Below are 20322 nucleotides of genomic sequence, written 5' to 3'. Positions count from 1 at the left end.
GCGGGGAAAAGCTGATCAGAACAGCAGACAGGAAGGGACGTCACTCACTCGCCCCTAGCTGCCTCAGACACCAGGATCGCCCTAGTTGGCCGCGCGGATGGCTTCGTTCGAACCAGCCTGATCGCCCTCAAAAAAAGCGGTGCCCTCGATGTGGTAGACCGTCGGCTCTTCCGAGAAATACGCCTCCAGCCCCTGCATGAACAACCGGTGATCTTCACTTTCCTCGAAACCCGGTGTGTGGTCCTGAAGTGATCGCCAACGCACGATCAGGTTGAATCGCTCGGGGGTTTCGATGCCTGGCGCGAGCAGGTGACCTTCATAACCCTGTGCGCGGGTCAGCAACGGAGCGACCTCGGCAAATGCACGTTTGAAGGGTTCAGTGCGCTCTTTATGAACAGGTAGCAACGCAATCTCGTAAATCATGATGGGCCTCGACAATGACGTGAACGTTTACAAGCGGGGTTACGGGAGAAGCGATGGCTCGACGGCGATCGCGATTTTTCCGAGAACGCCGTTGTTGGGCGTCTCCAGCCGGGCATGGGCGAGGGAAATGTCGGCGAGCGAATAGACGGCACCGACATGCGGCCGCAATTGCCCCCGCTCGACCAACGCGCTCAGTTCATCGAGCTTGCCGCGATTCTGTCGTGTGAACACGAAGTGATAACTGGCGTTTTTGCCCCAGGCTTGAATGACGTTTTGGGGTTGGGAGATGTCCACAATCGAGACCACGCGGCCGAGCTGCGCCAGCACATCGGGGCTGCGCGACAAGGTGTTGCCGCCGATGGTGTCGAACACGACATCCACGCCGCGACCTTCCGTTTCGCGCAGGATGGCGTCGACGTAATCTTCCCGTTCGTAGTCGATGACCACATCGGCGCCGACACTGCGGGCGAACTCAGCGTTGGTCTCGCGCACGGTCGTGAACACCTTCGCCCCCACGGCTTTGGCCAGTTGGATTGCCACATGACCGACGCCTCCCGCACCGCCATGGATCAGGATGCTTTCTCCCACTCTGAGCGCGGCACGCACGACCAGCGCTTCCCACGCCGTGCCGCCCACCAGGCTCAGACTGGCCGCTTCGAGGTGACTGAGCGAGGCAGGTTTCTTGCCGATGATGCTTTCGGCAGCGACGTGGTATTCGGCGTAGCTCCCCGGCCCGTCGAAGATTTGTGGGGTGTACCAGACCTCGTCTCCTGGCGCGAAGGCGGTCACACCCGGCCCGACAGCTTCGACGACGCCCGAGACATCGTGTCCGGTGATGGCGGGCCGTGGCACCAGGTCGGCGTAGTCGCCACGGCGGACCTGGTAATCCAGCGGATTGATGGACGTCGCGTGTACCCGAACCAGGACCTGTCCCGCGTTCGGCACAGGCGTGGGCACGTCGCAGAGTTCGAATGAATCGGGTCCGCCAAAGGCGTTAAGGACCATCGCTTTCATGGTAATTCCTCATATCTATAAAAAGGGATATCGAGATATCTCGATATATCGGGGTAAAAAAAACCTACAAGTCTTTCCCTATGATCTCGGCCAGCGCGCTGATGGTTGCTTCATTCCGTTTGTAATACGTCCACTGACCGATGCGCCGGACTTCGACCAGACCCACGCGTTGCAGCGTGGCGAGATAACCGGACACGGTCGATTGCGAGAGCCCGATACCCTCTTGAATGCTGCTGACACAAACGCCCACCGTGTGAACGTCCCCTTCATCCTGCGGAGGGAAGTTCTTCTCGGGGTCCTTCAAACCTTTCAGGATTTGAAGACGCGTCGTGTTCGAGAGGGCTTTGAATATTTCGATCAGTTCCATGCCGCGAGGATATCGAGATTTACCAATATGTCAATACGTTTCAAAGTCAGCGACCTGAATCGCGGGAGATTGAGCTCGGACAATTACACCCCATGTCATTGTGGCCACCCGCCCCGCTTCGCTACAGTCCTCTCCCCATCACCTGCGCCACAGGTCACGCCATGCCCACCGCCCGCCTCGCTCAAAACGTGTCGAAAGAATTGGGCAGTCTGTTGCGCTATTGGCGGGGGGTGCGCGGCGTGAGCCAGTTGGACCTGTCGCTGGACGCCGGTATTTCGCAACGGCAGATCAGCTTCATCGAAAGCGGGCGCAGCGTGCCCGGTCGGCAGACGCTGCTGGACCTGGCGCAATCCCTTGAAGTGCCTTTGCGTGAACGCAATCTGCTGTTGCTGTCGTCAGGTTACGCGCCGATGTATTCGGAAGCGGGCTGGAGTGCTCAGGAGATGGCGCGGGTCAGCGCGGCGGCGAGTCGCGTGCTGCTGCAACACGAACCTTTCCCGGCGCTGATCATGGACCGCTACTGGAACGTGTTGCAGGTCAGCCCTTCGACGCTGCACTTTTTTAACAGCTTCATCGACATGCAGGCCCGCACCGGACCACGCAACATGCTGCACTTGATCTTCGACCCGCAGGGCCTGCGGCCGCACATTGCGGATTGGGAAAATGTAGCGCGCAGCCTGATCCAGCGGGTACGTCGCGAGTCGCTGGGTCAGGTGATCGACCCTCAGACCCGGCAGTTACTGGACGCGCTGTTCGGCTATCCCGACGTACGTGCCGAGTGGTTATCCCAAGGCTTCTCGGGAAGCGAATCCGGCTTGCCCGTGGTGCCACTGGGGTTCATTCATGGAGGCGCAGTGCTCAACTACTTTTCGATGGTGAGCACGGTTGGAACCCCGTTGACAGTGGCCTCTCAGGAGCTGCGCATCGAGTGCCTGTTTCCGGCCGATGACGCCACTGAAGCCCTGCATCTGCAGCTCATGAAAACCATGACCAATGAAGACGCGTTGTCATGACCTGACAGGTAATTGTTGGCTCTGAGCCCCGTCCCTAAGCTGGCCACGTTGTTTTCCAAACCACTGGCTCGACCTCACAGGACACGCTCATGACGCACTTTCCCGTTTACACCCTCGACACAGCACCCGAACTTTCCCGCCCCGCTTTGAACGGGCTGGCTCAGGCCTTTGGCCGGGTGCCCAACATTGCAGGCGCCATGGCCGGCTCCAGCCAATTGATCAATGGATTGGTGGGCGTCTTCGGGCAAGTGCACGGGGGCAGTTTCACCGAAGCGGAAATCCAGGTGCTGCTCTTGACCAATGCCGTGACCAACACGTCCGCATGGGCGGTAGCCTTTCATTCGTTTCTGGCACTCAAGGAAGGTTTGTCGGAGACCGATGTGCAAGCCATTCGTCAGCGCCGGTTGCCCCAGGACGCCCGACACGCCGCACTCTCGCGCCTCGCGCGGGCGCTGATCGAAAACCGTGGGCATCTCGATGACGAAGCGAAAACGGCCTTCATGTCGGCAGGCTTCAATGCATCGCTGTTGCTCGAAGTCATTCTGGTGGTAGCGGCCTCGACGATGACCAACTACACCGCCAGCGTCGCCCAACTGGCGCTGGACGAGTTCCTCGAACCCTACGCCTGGAGCGCGTGAGACACGCCCGACAACCGATGGCCTCGACCCTCCCGGTCGAGGCCATCGCTCACGGCTTCACGCTTTCACGTTGCTGCGCATTCCACAGTTCCAGATTCGATGTGACGAGGTCTTGCGGGAGGGAACTGGCGACCAGTTTCTGCATTTCCTCCTTGATCCTGTTTCGTAAGGGTTGGGGCAGACACTGGGAGTTGGGTGACAGCGCCAAGTACAGCCCTTCCCGGCTGATCGGTGGCTCAAGGGCCTCTACGGCATCCTTGACCCCCAGTTTTTTCGCCAGGGCCCAGCCGGGAAACTGTTCGAAAATCACGAAGTCGTTGCGTTTGAGGATGAGCTTCTGGAACGCCTGATTCGCCGTCGGCACTGCTTCAAGGGACAGGTGGGCCTTCGCGTAATCGTCGAACGCCTGTCCGTAGCTGTTGTTGACGAGGGTTCCACCGTTGCGCCCGATCAGATCCGCCCATTCGCGGTAGGGGAACCCGTCGTTGCGCCGGACCCAAATCATGCTGGACGTATACAGAAACGGTGGGTCGACGAAATTCAACGTCCGAGCCCGTTCGGTGGTGAGGAAATACCCGGCCAACATGTCAATGCGGCCCGACCTTACCTCTTCCTGCGCCCGTGACCAGGGGCCTCCGTACAGGACGTCGATGCGCATGCCCAATTGCGTGCCCAAATGCTGGATCAGGTCGGCGTTGGCGCCAATGAGTCGATGAGGGTTGGCTGGATCGCGCCATAGGTAAGGCGGGTATTCGGCATTGCCGGTGGCGGTCAGATGATCACAGGCATCCTCGCTGAACGCCACGCAGGGAATCAGCAGCAAGGCGGCTGTGACAGACATGAACCCGCAGATACGACGCCCTATCATCCTGAACCTCTAGAGGGAAAACCCGAAGGCACGCGGTGTGCCGCTGCCATGTGACGCTCTCGAAAAATGTGCCCCCATCGCACTTGCAACTCACGTGCCGCCGCTTTCCAGCGACGGACGTTTCGGGAGGACCTTAGCCTGTCATGGCGGGGGTCCGGACAATCCGTCTGGGAGCTTAGCTCACAAGCGAATCCAAAGCATGAAGCCTTCATGGGGGCACTGATGTAAGACCCTTGCATCTAGGCTGGGCACGATTCAGCTCGCCAGATCATCCGTTGACTGCTTCACGCGCTCAAACGCTGCCCGCCCCTGCCGCCTGAGTCAGCAGCCAGTCGCGAAACGCCTTGATCTTCGCCAGCTCCGCCACCTCGGGGCGATGGACGATGTAGTAGGCGAACGCCAACGGGCGACTGGTTTTGCCGAAGGGGCGGATGAGGCGTCCGGCATCAAGATCATCGCGCAGCATCACGCTGCGCCCCAGCGCCAGCCCTTGGCCGTCGATGGCGGCTTGTAGCACTGCTGCCGAGTTGTTGATGCGCAGGCCGTGCTCCGCGTTGGGGGTCTGGTAGCCCGCAGCGTCGAGCCAAGTACGCCACGTTGGATAAGTGGGGTCGCCTGCCATCGACAGGTCATGGATCAATGTGGCGTCGGCCAGTGTTTCCGCCGACAACCGACCTCGCTTGAGCAGCGGATACGTGGGCGCGCAGACCGGGTACATCTCTTCATCCATCAGCTTGATCTCGGTCAGCCCAGGCCAATGGCCCGTGCCGTAGCGCACGCCGATGTCCGTGCCTTCGGCGATGAAATCCACGGGCCTGAGATTTGTGTCCAGCAGGACATCGGTCTGCGGATGCGAGCGCTGAAAGTCCTCGATGCGCGGTAGCAGCCATTTGGCCGCGAATGCCGGGCTCACGGTCACCGTCAATCCGGTGTTGAGCGAGCCTTCCTGCAAGCGCGCCAACCCCATCCGCAAACGCTCGAATCCTTCACGAATGTCCGGTAAGGCCTCACGGGCGACATCAGTCGGGACCAGCCGCGTACTGCCGCTGGACGCTCGGTTGAAGAGCGACACACCGAGCCACGACTCCAGAGAACGCACCTGTTGGCCCACGGCCGCCGACGTGACGTGCAGCTCCGCCGCCGCCGCTGAAAAACTCTGATGCCGGGCAGCGGCTTCGAACGCTCTCAGGGCATTGAGGTAGATGGGGGTGTTCATGAGTGAAAGATTTTCTTTAATGATGAAGAAAGAATTCTGGTTTGTGAGGCCCGCGACCGAAGCGAAGAATAGCAGTCAGAACGCCGCATTCCCTAGCCGATCGAACGACATAAAACCCATTCGACAACTAGGACGGCTTTCACTCACTCGCCATCAGGAACGCTCATCATGAAAAGATTTACTTCTAAGGTCGCCATTATCACCGGCGGTGGTTCGGGCATCGGCGAAGAGGTCGCACAACGGCTGGTGGCCGAAGGCGCAAGCGTGGTTATTACCGGGCGTGACGCCGCCAAGCTGAAGAAGGCCGCCACCCAGATCGACCCCACCGGCCAGCGCGTCCGCACGCTGGCGGCCGACATCGCCAATCCCTCCACTGCAAAGGCCCTCGTGGCGCTGGCCACCGCCGAATTCGGCGGCGTAGATGTCCTGATCAACAACGCTGGCGTGTTCAATCCAAAACCGTTTCTGGAGCTGGATGAGCAAGAATACGACGGTTTTGTCGACATCATCCTCAAAGGCAAATTCTTCATGGCCCAGGCGGCCGCAAAGGCCATGCAACAACGCGGCGGTGGCGTCATCGTACAGACCGGTTCGCTGTGGGCATTGCAAGCCATCGGTGCCACACCGTCGGCGGCCTACTCGGCAGCCAACGCAGGCGTGCACGCCCTGACCCGCAACCTGGCCATTGAGCTGGCGGCCTCCAACATCCGCATCAACACTGTGGCCCCCGCCGTGGTGGAAACGCCGGTCTACAACACGTTCATGGACGACGATCAGGTCAAGGCCGTACTGCCGACCTTCAATGCCTTCCACCCGCTGGGCCGCAATGGTCAACCGGCGGACGTTGCTGAGGCGATCCTGTTCATGGCGTCCGAACAGGCGTCATGGATCACGGGGACTGTGTTGCCTGTCGATGGTGGCGTGACGGCTGGGCGCATTTGAAGAAGGACGCATCGCTGGAAAGGTCCTGATCGCCACGACTGAAAACGCCCAACGGTGCCGACCATCCACATGTAACCGGTCAGGTATCAGCAGTCAGTTCTCGGGCGCGTTCCAGCGTGGTCAGCAAAGCGGCCTTGTACCCATTCTCGCTGTCAAACAGCTGCTGTTCTGCACCTTCCTCCGGCCCATCGGGTGTCTTGCCACGGGCCGAGGTAGCAGCTGACCTGGATGGTCGGTCACAACGTAGGTACGGTGCCGCCGTCGATACGGTGCTCGGACCCGGAGATTGAGATGGCCCGCGGGGATGCCAGGAAGGCGATGAGATCAGCAACCTCTTGAGGCTTGGCTGGCCTGCCGAGCGGAATTCCGCCTATGGATTGCATAACGATTCGCTTGCCCCCTTCGTAGTCGGTTCCAGCCTGGGCAGCCAGCCGTTCCGCCAGCCTCACGGACGCCTCGGTTTCAATCCATCCCGGCGCGACACTCAGCACCCGCACCCCTTTGGGCATCACTTCTTTCGCCAGGGATTTGCTGTACGTGGTGAGTGCTGCCTTCGCAGCGGCGTAAGCCGTGGTGGATTCCGGCAGAGGCATGATCCGTTGGATCGAACTGACGTGGATGATGACACCCGACCCCTGGGTCAGCATGTCAGGCAACAAAGCGCGGTCCAGACGGACTGCGGACATCAAATTCAAGTTCAGTTCATTTAGCCAATGCTCGTCAGTGATGGCGGCAAAGCCACCTGCCGGGGTATTCGAACCGCCGAGCACATTGATCACGATATCGACACCGCCCCAATCCTGAAGTACGCACTCTGCGAGGTGAGCCACGCCTTCAGATGTTGTCAGATCTGCACGGATGTAGGTGACGCCTTCTTCTGGTCGTGTTGCCACGTCGCGGGCTGCTGTAGCCACCCGCGCACCCGCCTCAACCAGGTTCTGCACGACTGCTGCGCCAAGGCCCATCGTCCCGCCGGTGACCACCGCCCTCAGGCCATCAAGTTGAAGATCGAAGCTCATAGTGTGATCTCCAGGTTTGCGATGAGGCCGCGCTCAAGACGAAACGAGAACTTGAGGTCGATCGGGCTGCCTGGAAAGTTACCGGCCACGTGGCTGTGGACAGCATGAATATTGTCCTCCCTCTCAATCAAGAACGGCTCCATGGTACAGGTGTAAAGGGTTGATACCTCGGCCTTCCAGGCCTTGATGGCGTCGCGGCCACTGTGGGTCTGGCCTTTATCTTTCACTACGCCTTGCGGTGTGAAACAGCTGGCAACAGCCTTGGGGCCTTGCGTATCCGCCGCGAAATACGCGGCGATGGGATCGGGGAGAGAAAGTGCTGACATGGTGAACGCCTTGATTGGGATGGCTCACAGAATGCATCCTGACGACCCTTTCAAGAATCCACTACAATCCGCATTGTCTATGTAGGGAGTGATGCATAATGCGCGGATCAGAATTTGCTGAGCTAAAAGCATTTGTCGCCATCGTGGAGCGTCAAAGCTTCGCAAGGGCCGCGGAGCATCTTGGCCTGTCACCCTCCGCACTCAGCCAGACCATCCGACAACTCGAAGACCGAGTCGGCGCACGTCTACTCAATCGCACGACTCGAAGCGTCGCGCCATCGGCAAGTGGCGAGCAGCTCTTCAGACGCATAGCCCCCCTCTTTCAAGAGATCGCAGTGGCCGTTGCAGAAGTCAGCGAGGCAACCGGGCAGATGAGTGGCACGTTGCGCATCAATACGTTGGGAATCGCAGCGAGGACCATCATTGCTCCCCGGCTTTCACGCTTCCAGCAAGCGCACCCGGGTGTGGTACTCGACGTCGTGGTTGACGATGCGCTGGCCGATATCGTGACGGGCCGATTCGACGCGGGCATCCGCGTGGGTGGGCAGCTTGAAAAAGACATGGTCGCTGTTCGGCTCACACCCGACTTGAAGATGGTTGCGGTGGCGTCGCCCGACTACCTCGCGCGTCGAGGTATCCCCCACTCCCCCGCTGATTTACACGAACACGCGTGCATCAACTGGCGGCTTCAGGCGGACGGCAGATATTACCGCTGGGAATTCAAGAAACGGGACCAGCAATTCGAAGTCGCCGTAAAAGGCCCCGTCGTGACCAATCACCCTGATATCGGCGTAAGTGCTGCGCTACAGGGTCTGGGCATTGCCTACCATTTTGAGCAGGATGGCGTGGCTGAGCTATTGGCCCAGGGAAAGTTGGTACAAATCCTTGCGGACTGGTCGATCACGCGCCCGGGGCTGTATCTCTACTACTCGAACAGGCGGCACCGCCCAGCCGCCCTCGGTGCGTTCATTGATTGCCTGTTGGATCGAAAACCGTTCGATCTTCCCTGACCAGCCTCGTCTTGAAATCGCCAATTACACTGTGATGTGAGCCAGGCAATGACAGAAAACCACGGCGCTGTCCGCGCCCCGACCACTCTGCAAACAATTATTCGGCGGTCAGGTTACGAGGGCGATTTTTGCCGCTGATAACAACACCTTCAAACCCGTCTTGCTCCGGACTGTGGCGTCGATTCGATGCCAGGGTTTGACACGTTTTCAGCGGCACGACGCGCATTGAACAAACGATTGAGTTCACCCAGGCTAACGCTGCGAAACCGTTCCACCAGCACCGACTCCGCTTCCCGCAATGCGTCGTCGACTGCCAGGTTGACCACCTGTTCGATCATGCAATCGGGGTTGGAACGCTCATTGCCGATGGCGAACAGCGAGGGCTCTCCGACTGCCTTATAGATATCCAGTAGCGTGACCTGCTCAAGATCACAGGTGATCACCCAGCCCCCACCATGCCCCTTCTCCGAATGAACGTAACCGGCGTCACGCAGGCCAGACATCGTTCTGCGAACCACCACCGGGTTCGTTCCAAGCATCTCGGCAATGCGGTCCGACGTGACGGGGCCGTCGTGCCGCGCCATGTGCACCAGGATGTGTAGCATTCGCGAAAGGCGGCTGTCGTTGCGCATCGTGTGCTCCTATGTTTCCAATACTTGGCAGAAGGCCTCGACTCATGATACTTGTAAAGTTACATGAATTTCGAGGACCGCGTGATGCGTGAATTTGAGAATCCCGATCACTGGGACGTTGCAGCCAAGCACTATCAGAAAACGGCGCACCCTTTCACTGCGCATTTCGCAGAGGCGGCGCTCGCACGGATTTCGCTGACGCCTGAGAGCCGCGTGCTGGATGTCGCCACGGGCACCGGAGCACTCGCCTTGGCAGCCGCACGAACCGGCGCACAGGTACTGGCCACGGACTTTTCCCCCGCCATGGTGGCGTGTGTGAAAAGCGCCGGGCTGGCCAATGTAGAGGGCCGAGTCATGGACGGTCAGTCCCTCGATTTGCCCGATGCCAGCTTCGATGCGACGTTCTCGATCTTTGGTGTGATCATGTTCCCTGACTGGCGCAAAGGCCTGGCCGAAATGCAACGCGTCACCGCCATCGGCGGATATGGCATCGTCGCGACGTGGCAAGAAAGGGGGGCTGCGACGTTTCTGTTGTTGGGAAATGTCAGGCGAACACTTTTCCCGGATCGCCAAGGCATGGCGATGCCCGAGGCCGTAAAAGCGTTGAGCGACCCTTTGGATTTTGCTCGCGAATTGATCGCCGCCGGGTTTCGGGACCCTGTCATCGAAAGCGTAACCCATCCGTATCAATTGGACGTGAAGTCGCTCGACAACCCCGACACACTGTTTGGAATGTCGCCCGACTGGACGAGCCTGACCGTTACAGAGAAGGCCGCAGTGATTGCGCACGTCAGGGAAATGGCTGGCGATGACCCCGTCCTGCTCATTCCCTCTACGGCATTGATCGCAGTGGCGCAGCGCTGACGATCAGAAAGGGTTGAATGCTGGGACGAGCGTCGTTGCCCACAGCAACGCGTCAGGCGCGACCCACGTGGGGCTCTGGGCAACAACGCCGACCATCAATACCGGTCTGTTCGCGACGACTGTTCATGACAAGGACGTCCTCGCTGCAGGGAACGGCCCTGGGGCTACTTGCCTTTCAACGGTTGGTGCCATCCCAAGGCTCCTCACGGCAAAGCCGGTTCTGCCAGTACATCTTCCACCAACCGGGTGAGCTGCACCGCGTGATTGAAACCGACAACTTCGGATGTCCCATCCAGAATGTCATCCCGCAACATGCTGTAGAGCCCCGCCACGTTGACGGCACTGTCCGAGAGCGCGGCTAACGGCCCTTCCTCAATGGTTTCGCGCTCGCCATCAAGCGACACGGTGATACGACCAGCTTGCAAACCCCGAGGTGCCCCGCCGTCAAGGCGCAGCGTGCCGCCCTCCCCGACGACCTCTAGATAGAAAGGCGTGGCATGTTGGCGCCCTCCCGACACTTCAACAGAAAAAGGCACCCCAGAAGCCAATCGACCTTGCACCAGCAGATGATCGAATGTACGGCGCTCAACCCGCTGAGGCGGTTCGCCCAGTTGAATGAACGGATATTGGCGGGAGGTCAGTGCAGAAATGGACGCCAGCGCCCCACCCAGCGCCATTACCAGATCAAGGGTATGGGCGCCTTGAATGGTCACCATGTTGGCGAAATTTGAAGGGTCTTCCAGATAGGCAAATTGCGGCGGCACGTCCGGTCCGAAGCCTGCGGTGGATGAGAATGCCCTCAAGCTCAACACGCGTCCAATCGCGCCCTTCGCCAGCCAATGCTGCGCTTTTTGTACTGCCCGGCTGCCGCGCAGTTGCAGGCCAATCGCATGTTTGACACCTGCCACGCGAGCAGCGTCGGCGATCTCGCGGGCTTCACACACGCTGAGGCCCAGAGGCCACTCACTGTAGACATGCTTGCCAGCTGCAATCGCCGCCAGCAAAAGGTCGCGGTGGTCGGGGACGCGAGTGGCAACCGTGACGATGTCGACGTCGGGATCATTGATCAGCGCCAAGCCATTCGCATAGCCCTTGGAAACTGCCAAGGCACGTGCAGCCTCGTCGGCGGTTTGCTGGTGTGTCGTGGCCACGGCGACCAATCGCATGCCGTCAATCGCATTAATGGCTGGAACATGTGCCTCGTGGGCCCATCCCCCTTTCATGTTGACGCCGATGATCCCGATTTTGAGTTCACGTGACATAGATACCTCCGCTGACTAGATCTGTTGGGTACAAGCTACGTCACACCGCTGGTTTGATTAAGATGTCAAAAACACTCATACCTGAAACCAGGAGTTTCGAATGAGCGACCGTTTAACCAGCATGGCGGTGTTCGTGAAGGTCTGTGAACTTGGCACATTTAGCGCCGCCGCCGTCACACTCGGGCTCTCATCGCAAATGGTGGGTAAGCACATACGAGAGCTTGAGACTCGTATCGGAGCGCCATTGATTCGCCGTACCACGCGTCGTCAGCACCTCACTGACGTCGGTCAACGCTTTTACGATCGCTGTCTGGTCGTGCTGGCGGAGGTCAAGGCTGCGGAGGCAGTCGCTGAAGAATTGAATGCCTCACCGCGAGGGCGATTACGTGTCAGCGCCCCCGTCGGCTTCGGTGCATGCGAACTCGCTCCCGCGCTGATGCACTTTATGGAGCGTTACCCGGAAGTCGAGATCGAATTGGCATTGACCGATCGCTTTGTCGATCTCGTGAAGGAAAACTTTGACGCCGTACTTAGGCTCGGCCCCATCGCCGATAGCGCTCTCACCGTTCGGCAGATAGCCCGGCACGAGCAAGTCCTGTGCGCGGCCCCTTCGTATGTTGCGCGCAAAGGCGCCCCGTTGACACATGACGATTTGCATCAGCATGACTGTCTGAGCTTCGTGAACGCCTCAGGCTTGCCCTATGCGAATTGGGTCTTCAGCAAGAATGGCATCGAGCACGCTATCAAAGTGCACGGCCGTTTCCAGGTGAATGACGGGCGCGTCCTGACGGCGGCAGCGATTGCAGGGCGCGGGATCATTCTTCAGCCCAAGGCAGTGTTGCGAGAGCATCTGCAGCGCGGAACCCTGGTATCGCTTCTTGATGACTACGTGGCCCCCAGCAGAGACATGGCGCTGTTGTTCTCATCCGCAAGGCCGCAACCTCCCAAAATGCGTGCATTCATAGACTTCATCGTGGCCCACTTTCCATCCGATTGATTACGGCGATGCAAGGCGCATAACGCTCAGGTTGACTGAGTAGGCTACTCCGTACGCCGACCACAGCATCGGTCTCAGCGGGACGCGTGAACAACCAACCTCCCAGCGCCCTGTTGCCCGTGTTCAGAGCGCAGATTGACCGGACTTTCTCAGGCGTTCGGGGCCCTGAGCCCGAGTCAATGTCCCACCCTTTCACACTCAATGTGTGATCTCTCCCCCTCACCCTTCGTCAAGAACTCGACCCCGTGCTGTCGTCGGGGATTGATAACAAGGCCTTCCATGCAAACGCTGTTGAACGAGATTCTCGACGAAGTGCGCCCCTTGATCGGCAAGGGCAAAGTGGCTGATTACATTCCCGCGCTGGCCGATGTGCCAGCGCAGCAGTTGGGGATTGCCGTGTATGGCAACGATGGTAGCTATCACTGTGCGGGCGACGCGCTGGTGCAGTTTTCGGTGCAGAGCATTTCCAAGGTGTTCAGCCTGGTTCAGGCCATCGGCCATTCGGGTGAAGCCATTTGGGAGCGGCTGGGCCATGAGCCCTCGGGTCAGCCGTTCAATTCGCTGGTCCAGCTGGAGTTCGAGCGCGGGCGTCCGCGCAATCCGTTCATCAATGCGGGAGCGTTGGTGATTTGCGATATCAACCAGTCGCGCTTCGCCGCGCCGACGTTGTCGATGCGCGATTTCGTACGACGGTTATCGGGCAATCCCCACGTGCTGATGGATGCCCGTGTGGCCGACTCCGAATATCAGTTCCGCGCACGCAACGCGGCTATGGCGTATCTGATGCAGTCATTCGGCAACTTCCACAACGAAGTCGAGGCCGTGCTGCGCAGTTATTTCAGCTACTGCGCGCTGCGAATGAATTGCCTCGATCTGGCCCGAGCGTTCTGCTTCCTGGCCAACGACGGGTTTTGCAAGCACAGCGGCGAGCAGATTTTGACCCGACGCCAGACTCAACAAGTGAACTCGATCATGGCCACGAGCGGGCTGTATGACGAAGCCGGTAATTTCGCCTACCGCGTGGGACTGCCCGGTAAGAGTGGCGTGGGCGGCGGGATCGTGGCCATCGTGCCGGGGCAATTTACGGTCTGCGTGTGGTCGCCGGAACTCAACGCCGCGGGCAACTCCCTCGCCGGCATGGCTGCGCTGGAGTTGCTGAGTTCGCGGATCGGGTGGTCGGTGTTTTGAGTGACGGCTGGCCTCTCTCCGGAAAGGGATCAGGCCGGTATCTCCTGGCAGTCCTCCCTCACTTTCTCAGGCTGTCGTCCAGCCAAGGATTGCAGGTGTGGGCACGCTGAAAGGTAAGCCGGTCGGTGTGTGTGTGTTTGGCAGCCGCCGAATTGCCCACCCGTTTACCAGCCGGTGCGGACAGCGATTTTGCCAAAGTGTGCACCCGCCCCCATCCGTTCATAGGCAGCTTTCAATTGGTCCAACTCGAAGATTTGATCGACCACGGGCCTGATGCGGTGGGCAGAGATAGCCCCAATCGCCGACGCCAGGTCGGCGACAGAGCCGCCATTACTGCCCTGCACCCGGATTTCCTTGAAAATCACAGGCATCAGGTTGGCCGGCTGCGCAGCGCCGTCCAGAAAACCAATGGCCGCGACAGTCCCCCCATGGCGAACAGCGGCCAACGACCGCTCGAAGCCCTGACCTCCCACCGGGTCGATCACCAGATCCACGCCCTGCCCTCCCGTTCGATCCAAGACAAAACGGTCCCAGTCCGGGCTTTCTCGATAATTGAATGTTTCATCAGCCTTGAGCATTCGGGCGCGTTCCAGCTTCTCGTTGGACGACGAAGTAATGATGACCCGGGCGCCACGAGCCTTGGCCAGTTGCAGGGCAAAGATGGACACGCCCCCGGTGCCCAGCAAGGCCACCGTCGAACCCGGACCTATGTGGGCGGTGTCGAGCGCGCGCCAGGCTGTCATGGCGGCAATGGGCAGCGAGGCCGCTTCTTCCCAACTCAAGTGATCCGGAATTTTCACCACGGTTGCGGCATCCAGCTCCGCGATCTCCACCAGCGAGCCACGGACGGTGGCGCCCCTCATCGGACCGGCCAGTTCAGCCGTGGCGCGGCCTGCAATCCAGTGAGGCTTGATGTGGATGACCACACGATCCCCCGCCTTGACCTGCCAGACATCCTCGCCTACTGCCACCACCTCACCGGCGCCATCAGCCAAGGGAATATTCGGATACACCGCATCGGGGTACTGACCATGAACGACCGCGATGTCGGCGAAATTCAAGCTCGCGGCCTTGATGCGAACCAACACTCTTCCGCGCCCCGGTTGAGCAGGGTCGGCCAGTTCGACCGGCAAGAACGCATCAAGTGACGGGGCAGTTAACTGTATGGCTTTCATAAGGCTCTCCAGAAATGACAGGAGGACATTATGAAATGCTGCGTTTTGAGACAGAATACGAAGATCCTACCGTTCATAGATGTGAAAAATGCAGGAATCCTTTTTCTCCGATTTGAATGAGCTCTCGGCGTTTGTTGCCTTGGCCGACACCGGATCGTTTTCAGCGGCGGGTCGACAAATAGGTCGGGATGCCACCGCGGTGTCCCGCAGGTTGAGTGCGATGGAAGCCCGCCTGGGCGTGCGTCTCGCCGACCGCAGCACCCGCAAAGTGGCGCTCACTGAAGCCGGTCAACGCTATCTTGCGCGGATCAGGCCATTGCTCGACGGGCTCCAGTCTGCGGGCCGGGAAGCGGCAGAGCAGGTCGACGGCCAAGTACGCGGGCATCTGCGGATCTCGTTGCCTGGCAGTTTTGCCAGGCGCTGGATGACGCCGCTGATCGTGGGGTTCCTGCGTGCACATCCATTGGTCACGATCGAAGCCGATACGAGTAACCGCTTCGTTGACCTGATCGGCGAGCACTACGACCTGGCGATCCGACTCGGCGTATTAGCCGACTCTCGACTGGTTGCACGCAAGGTGGCAGAGCGTCGCCGGGTCATTTGCGCATCACCGGCCTTTCTGATGCGACATCCCCACCTTCAGGCGCCTCAAGACCTCGCCGGTATTCCCTGCCTGTGCAACACCCGCAACAGCAATCCCTACCGTTGGGCGTTCACTCAGCCAGGACAGCGTCGCGAAGTCGTATCCGTTCGCGGCCTTCTTGCTTCCGAGGAACCTGAACTGCTGATAGAAGCCGCACTGGAGGGACTGGGTGTTCTGCACTCGACACGCTGGTACGTCGATGCCCACCTCAGGGAAGGCAGCCTCGTGGAGGTCATTCCGGACTGGCAACTGGATGACCGGGGGGCCGTCTATGTGATCACGCCCGCAACCTCAGGCACGCCCAACAAAACGCGGGCGTTTTCGGACTGGGTAGCGCAACACTTGGCGAGCGAGCTGGGATGAGGCTAGTTGTGGCTGCGATGGCGTGAACAGAGCGATATCCCAATTCTCCAAGGCCCGACGGCTTCGACGATCGGATGAGGAATCCCGTCGGGCGCAGTGGATCAGAGTTGCGCCAGCCCGCCGTCGACGGCCACTTCGCTGGCAGTCATGAAGCTGCTGTCCGACGAGGCAAGAAACGCTGCGGCAGCGCCGATCTCTGCGGGATCAGCCATGCGCTGGAGCGGGGTCATCGACGCGTAGACTTTCTGGCCCTCTTCCCCCAGCGCAGCCTTGGCGAGTTCAGTGGCCGTCGCACCGGGTGACAAGACATTGACCCGGATGCCGGTGCCTTTGAGGTCTTCGGCCCAGGACCGCGCAAGGTTGCGCACGGCCGCTTTGCTGGCGCTGTAGGCGCTCATGGCCGGGGCGCCGGTGGTGCCCGCGCTCGACCCGGTCAGGATAATCGAACCGCCTTCGCCCATCAGCGGCAGCGCTTGCTGGACAGTGAAAATCGTCCCTTTCACATTGGTGTCGAAGGTGTCGTCAATGTGCTCGGCGGTAATACTGCCGAGGGGCAGCGGGCTACCTGCACCCGCATTGGCGAAGACGATGTCGAGGGAGCCGCGCTCGGCTTTCACGGCGGCGTAAAGCCGGTCAAGATCGGCAGGATCAGACACCGAGCCTTTCACGGCGCGGGCGTTTGGGCCAAGCTCGGCCACCGCCGCGTCGAGCGCGTCTTGCCGACGACCGAAGATGAACACGAAAGCGCCCTCCTCGATAAAGCGTTTTGCGGCGGCGCGGCCAATGCCGGTTGCGCCACCAGTGATCACTGCGGTTTTGCCATTCAATCGGGTCATGTCGTGCATCCTTCAATGAGTTTCTGCTCAAGCCGAGGAACGGCTCGCTTGGAAATCAGGATGCGGCGCTGATAACCTAACGACAAGTATGCACATTTTGGTAAGTACCTAAAAAATGACGACATCACCTGAAATCTGCGACACCGGATGTGGGCTCAACGCCACGCTGCGCGTCATCTCCGGCAAATGGAAACCGTTGGTCCTTTTTTTCCTGCGGGACGGCGCGAAGCGCTACGGCGAGTTGAAACGGCTGATACCGGGCGTGAGCGACAAAGTGCTGATCCAATCGCTAAAAGACCTGGAAGCCGATCGTGTGCTGGCGCGAACGGACTATCAGGAAGTGCCTCCACGTGTGGATTACACCTTGACGCCGCTCGGCCGGAGTCTGGCGCAGGCGATCATTCCGCTGTGTACGTGGGGGACCGAGAATGCGGCGGAGATGGCGCGGATTTTTGCGGAACAGGATGCCGTGTCGTAACGAAGTGCTGGGTGAGCGCACTTCGGATAACCGGGCACTCACACGCTCATCCGGCATTGCGGTGCGCAAGGAATCGGGATGAAGGGCGTGAGTGTTGTGAACGCCCTGCTCCACCCGTGGTGCATGGCCCGTCTGTGCCCCTGGCGGGCATCTGACCCCTCAGGCCTCTCCACTCGCCATTTGGTAACCACTGAGATAGCCTGTGCTGCATCGCTCAAGCCGCGTGCAGCAATGCCGGGGTGGCAGGAGCTAGGCCTCCAATCGCAGCCCAGGTTAACTATGCCCTTCTCCACATTAGAAATACCGCGTGAGTTTTCCGAGGAATCCGAGAAAGTGTTCGGTGAATTCCAGCGTGGCATGGGTTTCCCGATGACACCCAACTTCATGAAAATGCATGGGCACTCGCTGGCGGCGGCAAAGGGAACATGGGGTCTACTGCAAGGCGCGATGTTGAGCGGAAACTTGCCGCGTGCCCTTAAAGAAATGCTCGTTGCGGCTGTCTCGCATGACCGTCAGTGCATGTACTGCGAAGCTGCGCATCTGGCGTGTTGCAGAAGCCTCGGAATCGACACCGCCACGCTTCAAGCCCTGGTCGAGAATGTCGAGGATCTCACCCCGGAAAAGGTCCGGGACATCATCCTTTTTGCGGTGAAGTGTGCACGCAACCCCCAAGTCATGACGCAGGAGGACTACGCGTCGTTGCACAGCCATGGCTTGAACGATGAAGACATCATGGAGTTGATTTCAGTCATCGGCCTGGCCGTGTACCTGAACATTGTGGCGGATGCCACCGGTGTAGCTCCCGACGACATGTTTTTCCAGATCTGAGATGGAGATCAGGGAAGCCCTCACGCGTCAAAGCTTGTTGCTGGAATTCATATCCGAGTGTGTGAGCTTACAGACCGTCCCGGAACTGACGAAGCTGGTCACTACCCGACTGCACTGGATTTGCGACTACGACACCTGCACAACGCTGCTACCCGACTTAGACGGCCTGTCGCTGTGGTCACAAGACCGGAAAGTCGGAGCCGCCGCTCAGATAGACGATGAGTCCTGTCTGTCGAGACATGGAACCGCGCTCAGAGACGCTATGGCGAAAGGTTCGCCGACCGTGGCGCACTACGATGACAGCGACATGTCGGTCGCAGCGCTGCCTTTGGGCTCACGGACGGAAGTCCATGGCGCGTTGTGCATCGCCCGGGCGGCAAAAGGATTTTCGCAAGGGGACATTCGCCATCTTCTGCATGCTTGCAGCGCTCTCGGCGGTGCCTTGGTGCGCATCGCGGCCCTTGCCGCCGAACGCAAGGCCGAACAGGCCGTCAAACTGGCGGAGTCCGAGCTTCGTGCCGCCGCCGAGGACCGGATGCTTCTGGCAGAGCAAATGGTTGGCATCGTGAGTCACGACCTGCGTAATCCGCTATCGGCCATCCTGATGGGAACGAGCTTGATCGGTATGGGCGAGGCGATTCCCGCCAAGAAACAGCGGGTGCTGCAAAACGTACAGAGCGCCACGCGGCGGGCACAGCGCCTTGTCGAAGACCTGCTCGACTTCACTCAAGCACGTGTCGGTAACGGGCTAACCGTACATATGGCTGATGTAGATCTGGACGAGCTTATGACTTCAATTGTCGATGAGCTTCGGCTGAGCTTCCCGAACGTGGAGCATCATCCCCCGGATAACCTGTTGGGGTGGGCTTACCTCGACGCGGATCGAATTCATCAATCCCTTGGAAATCTGGTTGCCAACGCTGCCATGTACGGAACAGCAAGAAAGACTGTCCGTCTCAAATGCGAAGTCACCACAGGAGAACTCATTTTCTCTGTCAGCAATGAAGGCGAACCGATTCCGGAGGACATGCTTGCGTCCATGTTCGAACCCATGATTCGAGGACACCAAAACCAAAACGAGCAGCATGGAGTGGGGCTGGGGCTCTATATCGTTCGAGCCATTGCCCAAGGTCATCGTGGGACAGTTGATGTGACGTCGAGCGCGGAAAACGGGACCTGTTTTTCAGTGTGCATACCGATTAATCGCTGCGTTGATGAGCGCCCATGAAAGGCGACCTTGAATTGACAGCGGCCGAAAACGGCTCCGAAAAATAGGCGCAGTATCGTTAGCGAAGAGAACAAATAGCTCTAAAGCGTCGCTAGAATTTAGCGGGTGGAAGGTTCAGTAGCTGCCAGGTGTGAAAGACGTTGGTGTGTGGGCCTACTTACGAAGAAATGTCATACAGACCACGACGGCTCGATGTTGCAGTGCTCAAAATCATGCTGGCGGTTTGCATCATCAGATCGATGCTCCACGGTTTTTGCAAGAAGGCAACGAATGGGGGAAGGTCATCGCCGACCTCGCTTCCATATCCTGTTGTGACGATGACCGGCATGTCTGGCCAGCGCTCGCTCACCATAAAAGCAAGCTCCCTACCGTCCAACTGCCCAGGAAGCGTGAAATCCGTTACCAGCAGCACACACTCAATTTTGGATTGCATGAGGTGTATTAGAGCGTCGTCGGCGGTTACAAACGCCGCACATTCAGCCCCGACATCCGTGAACATATCGACGAGGATGCTTTGCATCAGCGAATCATCCTCCACGATCACCACCTTCCCGGTGATCGGGCTGTAGCCATGCGAATCAGAAATCATAGGACTCCGGCTCGGCGGGAGCATCTGCTGGCAATGCAGGATTGATGGGAAAAGACGATACGACGGACCCGATGGATACGGGTATAAATCTAAGTATCAGTGCTGAACCGCCTTTAGCAGGACGTCCAACTGGGACCAAGGATGCTCTGTAGTCTCAAAATGGGAGCAGCCTGATAAATGCTGGAAGCGTGTGTTCTTGTCCTTCTCTAACTGCACAACCTCACATTTCCTGCATGTCACAACACCCAGAGCCAGTCGCCAACGTAAACTCCAGGTGATCAGTTCATCATTGAGCGTCACCTGATGTCTCCAAGAAGCGGGGGTATTAGGTTGATGTCTTGCTGAGCGTAAGGTTCCAACGACGATGGCTACCGTGTCGAAATGTTCAGCGTTCGGCTCCAAA

General features: G+C 59.2%; 23 protein-coding genes. 11 read left to right on the top strand and 12 right to left on the bottom strand.

Features of this window, described 5'->3' with window-relative positions; translation table 11 throughout:
- Positions 1-81: 81 nt before the first annotated feature.
- The 3 genes from ACIQAL_RS21570 to ACIQAL_RS21560 form a co-directional block, all read right to left on the bottom strand.
- The gene (locus ACIQAL_RS21570) at positions 82-423 is read right to left on the bottom strand and encodes an antibiotic biosynthesis monooxygenase family protein (protein ID WP_401149240.1); all 342 of its coding nucleotides are present in this window, start codon (positions 421-423) and stop codon (positions 82-84) included.
- Between the two features lie 39 nt (positions 424-462).
- The gene (locus ACIQAL_RS21565) at positions 463-1437 is read right to left on the bottom strand and encodes a zinc-dependent alcohol dehydrogenase family protein (RefSeq protein ID WP_401149237.1); all 975 of its coding nucleotides are present in this window, start codon (positions 1435-1437) and stop codon (positions 463-465) included.
- Positions 1438-1501: 64 nt separating this feature from the next.
- Positions 1502-1804 (bottom strand): helix-turn-helix transcriptional regulator, encoded by a 303-nt coding sequence (locus tag ACIQAL_RS21560; RefSeq protein ID WP_166596341.1) that lies wholly within the window; start codon positions 1802-1804, stop codon positions 1502-1504.
- Positions 1805-1965: 161 nt separating this feature from the next.
- On the opposite strand from ACIQAL_RS21560, the gene ACIQAL_RS21555 reads away from it, so the two are divergent.
- Together ACIQAL_RS21555 and ACIQAL_RS21550 are read left to right on the top strand one after the other, a co-directional pair.
- Positions 1966-2817 (top strand): helix-turn-helix domain-containing protein, encoded by an 852-nt coding sequence (locus ACIQAL_RS21555; protein ID WP_401149234.1) that lies wholly within the window; start codon positions 1966-1968, stop codon positions 2815-2817.
- A gap of 89 nt (positions 2818-2906) precedes the next feature.
- Positions 2907-3455: a carboxymuconolactone decarboxylase family protein gene (locus ACIQAL_RS21550; protein WP_401149231.1), complete on the top strand. Its 549-nt coding sequence runs from the start codon at positions 2907-2909 to the stop codon at positions 3453-3455.
- 49 nt (positions 3456-3504) lie between these two features.
- Here ACIQAL_RS21550 and ACIQAL_RS21545 read toward each other — a convergent pair whose 3' ends face one another.
- Together ACIQAL_RS21545 and gcvA are read right to left on the bottom strand one after the other, a co-directional pair.
- Entirely contained in the window at positions 3505-4296 is a 792-nt protein-coding gene (locus ACIQAL_RS21545) for a substrate-binding periplasmic protein (RefSeq protein ID WP_401149230.1), read from the bottom strand.
- Positions 4297-4615: 319 nt separating this feature from the next.
- A complete protein-coding gene (gene gcvA / locus ACIQAL_RS21540) occupies positions 4616-5539 on the bottom strand; it encodes a transcriptional regulator GcvA (protein ID WP_401149228.1) in 924 nt (307 codons plus the stop codon).
- 168 nt (positions 5540-5707) lie between these two features.
- Between gcvA and ACIQAL_RS21535 the strand changes: the two genes are divergently transcribed.
- The gene (locus ACIQAL_RS21535; protein ID WP_401149226.1) at positions 5708-6481 is read left to right on the top strand and encodes an SDR family NAD(P)-dependent oxidoreductase; all 774 of its coding nucleotides are present in this window, start codon (positions 5708-5710) and stop codon (positions 6479-6481) included.
- A 236-nt stretch (positions 6482-6717) separates the two neighbouring features.
- On the opposite strand, the gene ACIQAL_RS21530 is transcribed toward ACIQAL_RS21535, so the two are convergent.
- Complete coding sequence (locus tag ACIQAL_RS21530; RefSeq protein ID WP_401149224.1) at positions 6718-7500, bottom strand: SDR family oxidoreductase; 783 nt, start codon at positions 7498-7500, stop codon at positions 6718-6720.
- Entirely contained in the window at positions 7497-7826 is a 330-nt protein-coding gene (locus tag ACIQAL_RS21525) for a nuclear transport factor 2 family protein (protein WP_401149222.1), read from the bottom strand. Before ACIQAL_RS21525 ends, ACIQAL_RS21530 begins: the two co-directional genes overlap by 4 nt.
- Positions 7827-7924: 98 nt before the next feature.
- Here ACIQAL_RS21525 and ACIQAL_RS21520 point away from each other — a divergent pair, with 98 nt between their 5' ends.
- Positions 7925-8836 (top strand): LysR family transcriptional regulator, encoded by a 912-nt coding sequence (locus ACIQAL_RS21520; protein WP_401149220.1) that lies wholly within the window; start codon positions 7925-7927, stop codon positions 8834-8836.
- Between the two features lie 149 nt (positions 8837-8985).
- Here the strand turns inward: ACIQAL_RS21520 and ACIQAL_RS21515 are convergent, their stop codons facing one another.
- The gene (locus ACIQAL_RS21515; RefSeq protein WP_401149217.1) at positions 8986-9468 is read right to left on the bottom strand and encodes an Rrf2 family transcriptional regulator; all 483 of its coding nucleotides are present in this window, start codon (positions 9466-9468) and stop codon (positions 8986-8988) included.
- 84 nt (positions 9469-9552) lie between these two features.
- Between ACIQAL_RS21515 and ACIQAL_RS21510 the strand changes: the two genes are divergently transcribed.
- Entirely contained in the window at positions 9553-10332 is a 780-nt protein-coding gene (locus tag ACIQAL_RS21510) for a class I SAM-dependent methyltransferase (protein ID WP_401149215.1), read from the top strand.
- A 203-nt stretch (positions 10333-10535) separates the two neighbouring features.
- Here the strand turns inward: ACIQAL_RS21510 and ACIQAL_RS21505 are convergent, their stop codons facing one another.
- Complete coding sequence (locus ACIQAL_RS21505; protein WP_401149213.1) at positions 10536-11594, bottom strand: Gfo/Idh/MocA family protein; 1059 nt, start codon at positions 11592-11594, stop codon at positions 10536-10538.
- Positions 11595-11694: 100 nt separating this feature from the next.
- Between ACIQAL_RS21505 and ACIQAL_RS21500 the strand changes: the two genes are divergently transcribed.
- Both ACIQAL_RS21500 and glsB read left to right on the top strand, forming a co-directional pair.
- Positions 11695-12591 carry a LysR family transcriptional regulator gene (locus ACIQAL_RS21500; protein WP_401149210.1) on the top strand — a complete coding sequence of 299 codons (897 nt, stop codon included), beginning with the start codon at positions 11695-11697 and terminating at the stop codon, positions 12589-12591.
- Between the two features lie 279 nt (positions 12592-12870).
- Positions 12871-13779 (top strand): glutaminase B, encoded by a 909-nt coding sequence (gene glsB, locus ACIQAL_RS21495; RefSeq protein WP_401149208.1) that lies wholly within the window; start codon positions 12871-12873, stop codon positions 13777-13779.
- Between the two features lie 164 nt (positions 13780-13943).
- Here the strand turns inward: glsB and ACIQAL_RS21490 are convergent, their stop codons facing one another.
- Positions 13944-14954, bottom strand: coding sequence for an NAD(P)-dependent alcohol dehydrogenase (locus tag ACIQAL_RS21490; RefSeq protein WP_401149205.1), 1011 nt, complete (start codon positions 14952-14954; stop codon positions 13944-13946).
- A gap of 88 nt (positions 14955-15042) precedes the next feature.
- On the opposite strand from ACIQAL_RS21490, the gene ACIQAL_RS21485 reads away from it, so the two are divergent.
- On the top strand, positions 15043-15960 hold the full coding sequence (locus ACIQAL_RS21485; RefSeq protein ID WP_341962785.1) for a LysR family transcriptional regulator: 918 nt from the start codon (positions 15043-15045) through the stop codon (positions 15958-15960).
- Positions 15961-16061: 101 nt separating this feature from the next.
- Here the strand turns inward: ACIQAL_RS21485 and ACIQAL_RS21480 are convergent, their stop codons facing one another.
- Entirely contained in the window at positions 16062-16796 is a 735-nt protein-coding gene (locus ACIQAL_RS21480) for an SDR family NAD(P)-dependent oxidoreductase (protein ID WP_401149202.1), read from the bottom strand.
- A gap of 115 nt (positions 16797-16911) precedes the next feature.
- Between ACIQAL_RS21480 and ACIQAL_RS21475 the strand changes: the two genes are divergently transcribed.
- From ACIQAL_RS21475 to ACIQAL_RS21465, 3 genes are all read left to right on the top strand, one after another.
- A complete protein-coding gene (locus ACIQAL_RS21475) occupies positions 16912-17274 on the top strand; it encodes a winged helix-turn-helix transcriptional regulator (protein ID WP_401149199.1) in 363 nt (120 codons plus the stop codon).
- A 279-nt stretch (positions 17275-17553) separates the two neighbouring features.
- The gene (locus tag ACIQAL_RS21470) at positions 17554-18102 is read left to right on the top strand and encodes a carboxymuconolactone decarboxylase family protein (RefSeq protein ID WP_401149196.1); all 549 of its coding nucleotides are present in this window, start codon (positions 17554-17556) and stop codon (positions 18100-18102) included.
- A 1-nt stretch (position 18103) separates the two neighbouring features.
- Positions 18104-19330 (top strand): sensor histidine kinase, encoded by a 1227-nt coding sequence (locus tag ACIQAL_RS21465; protein ID WP_401149194.1) that lies wholly within the window; start codon positions 18104-18106, stop codon positions 19328-19330.
- A 157-nt stretch (positions 19331-19487) separates the two neighbouring features.
- On the opposite strand, the gene ACIQAL_RS21460 is transcribed toward ACIQAL_RS21465, so the two are convergent.
- Positions 19488-19919 carry a response regulator gene (locus ACIQAL_RS21460; protein WP_401149192.1) on the bottom strand — a complete coding sequence of 144 codons (432 nt, stop codon included), beginning with the start codon at positions 19917-19919 and terminating at the stop codon, positions 19488-19490.
- Between the last annotated feature and the right edge of the window lie 403 nt (positions 19920-20322).

Origin of the sequence: Pseudomonas sp. NPDC088368 (assembly GCF_044753445.1) — a bacterium.
Classification (GTDB): domain Bacteria; phylum Pseudomonadota; class Gammaproteobacteria; order Pseudomonadales; family Pseudomonadaceae; genus Aquipseudomonas; species Aquipseudomonas bambusae.
Note: the sequence above shows the minus strand (reverse complement) of the source record. Positions and strands in the feature narration are given on the sequence as shown.

Bases quoted from the DNA above. Each gene is read 5' to 3' on its own strand.
- ACIQAL_RS21570 (WP_401149240.1), bottom strand. From the start codon at position 423: ATGATTTACGAGATTGCGTTGCTACCTGTTCATAAAGAGCGCACTGAA.
- ACIQAL_RS21565 (WP_401149237.1), bottom strand. From the start codon at position 1,437: ATGAAAGCGATGGTCCTTAACGCCTTTGGCGGACCCGATTCATTCGAA.
- ACIQAL_RS21560 (WP_166596341.1), bottom strand. From the start codon at position 1,804: ATGGAACTGATCGAAATATTCAAAGCCCTCTCGAACACGACGCGTCTT.
- ACIQAL_RS21555 (WP_401149234.1), top strand. From the start codon at position 1,966: ATGCCCACCGCCCGCCTCGCTCAAAACGTGTCGAAAGAATTGGGCAGT.
- ACIQAL_RS21550 (WP_401149231.1), top strand. From the start codon at position 2,907: ATGACGCACTTTCCCGTTTACACCCTCGACACAGCACCCGAACTTTCC.
- ACIQAL_RS21545 (WP_401149230.1), bottom strand. From the start codon at position 4,296: ATGTCTGTCACAGCCGCCTTGCTGCTGATTCCCTGCGTGGCGTTCAGC.
- gcvA (WP_401149228.1), bottom strand. From the start codon at position 5,539: ATGAACACCCCCATCTACCTCAATGCCCTGAGAGCGTTCGAAGCCGCT.
- ACIQAL_RS21535 (WP_401149226.1), top strand. From the start codon at position 5,708: ATGAAAAGATTTACTTCTAAGGTCGCCATTATCACCGGCGGTGGTTCG.
- ACIQAL_RS21530 (WP_401149224.1), bottom strand. From the start codon at position 7,500: ATGAGCTTCGATCTTCAACTTGATGGCCTGAGGGCGGTGGTCACCGGC.
- ACIQAL_RS21525 (WP_401149222.1), bottom strand. From the start codon at position 7,826: ATGTCAGCACTTTCTCTCCCCGATCCCATCGCCGCGTATTTCGCGGCG.
- ACIQAL_RS21520 (WP_401149220.1), top strand. From the start codon at position 7,925: ATGCGCGGATCAGAATTTGCTGAGCTAAAAGCATTTGTCGCCATCGTG.
- ACIQAL_RS21515 (WP_401149217.1), bottom strand. From the start codon at position 9,468: ATGCGCAACGACAGCCGCCTTTCGCGAATGCTACACATCCTGGTGCAC.
- ACIQAL_RS21510 (WP_401149215.1), top strand. From the start codon at position 9,553: ATGCGTGAATTTGAGAATCCCGATCACTGGGACGTTGCAGCCAAGCAC.
- ACIQAL_RS21505 (WP_401149213.1), bottom strand. From the start codon at position 11,594: ATGTCACGTGAACTCAAAATCGGGATCATCGGCGTCAACATGAAAGGG.
- ACIQAL_RS21500 (WP_401149210.1), top strand. From the start codon at position 11,695: ATGAGCGACCGTTTAACCAGCATGGCGGTGTTCGTGAAGGTCTGTGAA.
- glsB (WP_401149208.1), top strand. From the start codon at position 12,871: ATGCAAACGCTGTTGAACGAGATTCTCGACGAAGTGCGCCCCTTGATC.
- ACIQAL_RS21490 (WP_401149205.1), bottom strand. From the start codon at position 14,954: ATGAAAGCCATACAGTTAACTGCCCCGTCACTTGATGCGTTCTTGCCG.
- ACIQAL_RS21485 (WP_341962785.1), top strand. From the start codon at position 15,043: ATGCAGGAATCCTTTTTCTCCGATTTGAATGAGCTCTCGGCGTTTGTT.
- ACIQAL_RS21480 (WP_401149202.1), bottom strand. From the start codon at position 16,796: ATGACCCGATTGAATGGCAAAACCGCAGTGATCACTGGTGGCGCAACC.
- ACIQAL_RS21475 (WP_401149199.1), top strand. From the start codon at position 16,912: ATGACGACATCACCTGAAATCTGCGACACCGGATGTGGGCTCAACGCC.
- ACIQAL_RS21470 (WP_401149196.1), top strand. From the start codon at position 17,554: ATGCCCTTCTCCACATTAGAAATACCGCGTGAGTTTTCCGAGGAATCC.
- ACIQAL_RS21465 (WP_401149194.1), top strand. From the start codon at position 18,104: ATGGAGATCAGGGAAGCCCTCACGCGTCAAAGCTTGTTGCTGGAATTC.
- ACIQAL_RS21460 (WP_401149192.1), bottom strand. From the start codon at position 19,919: ATGATTTCTGATTCGCATGGCTACAGCCCGATCACCGGGAAGGTGGTG.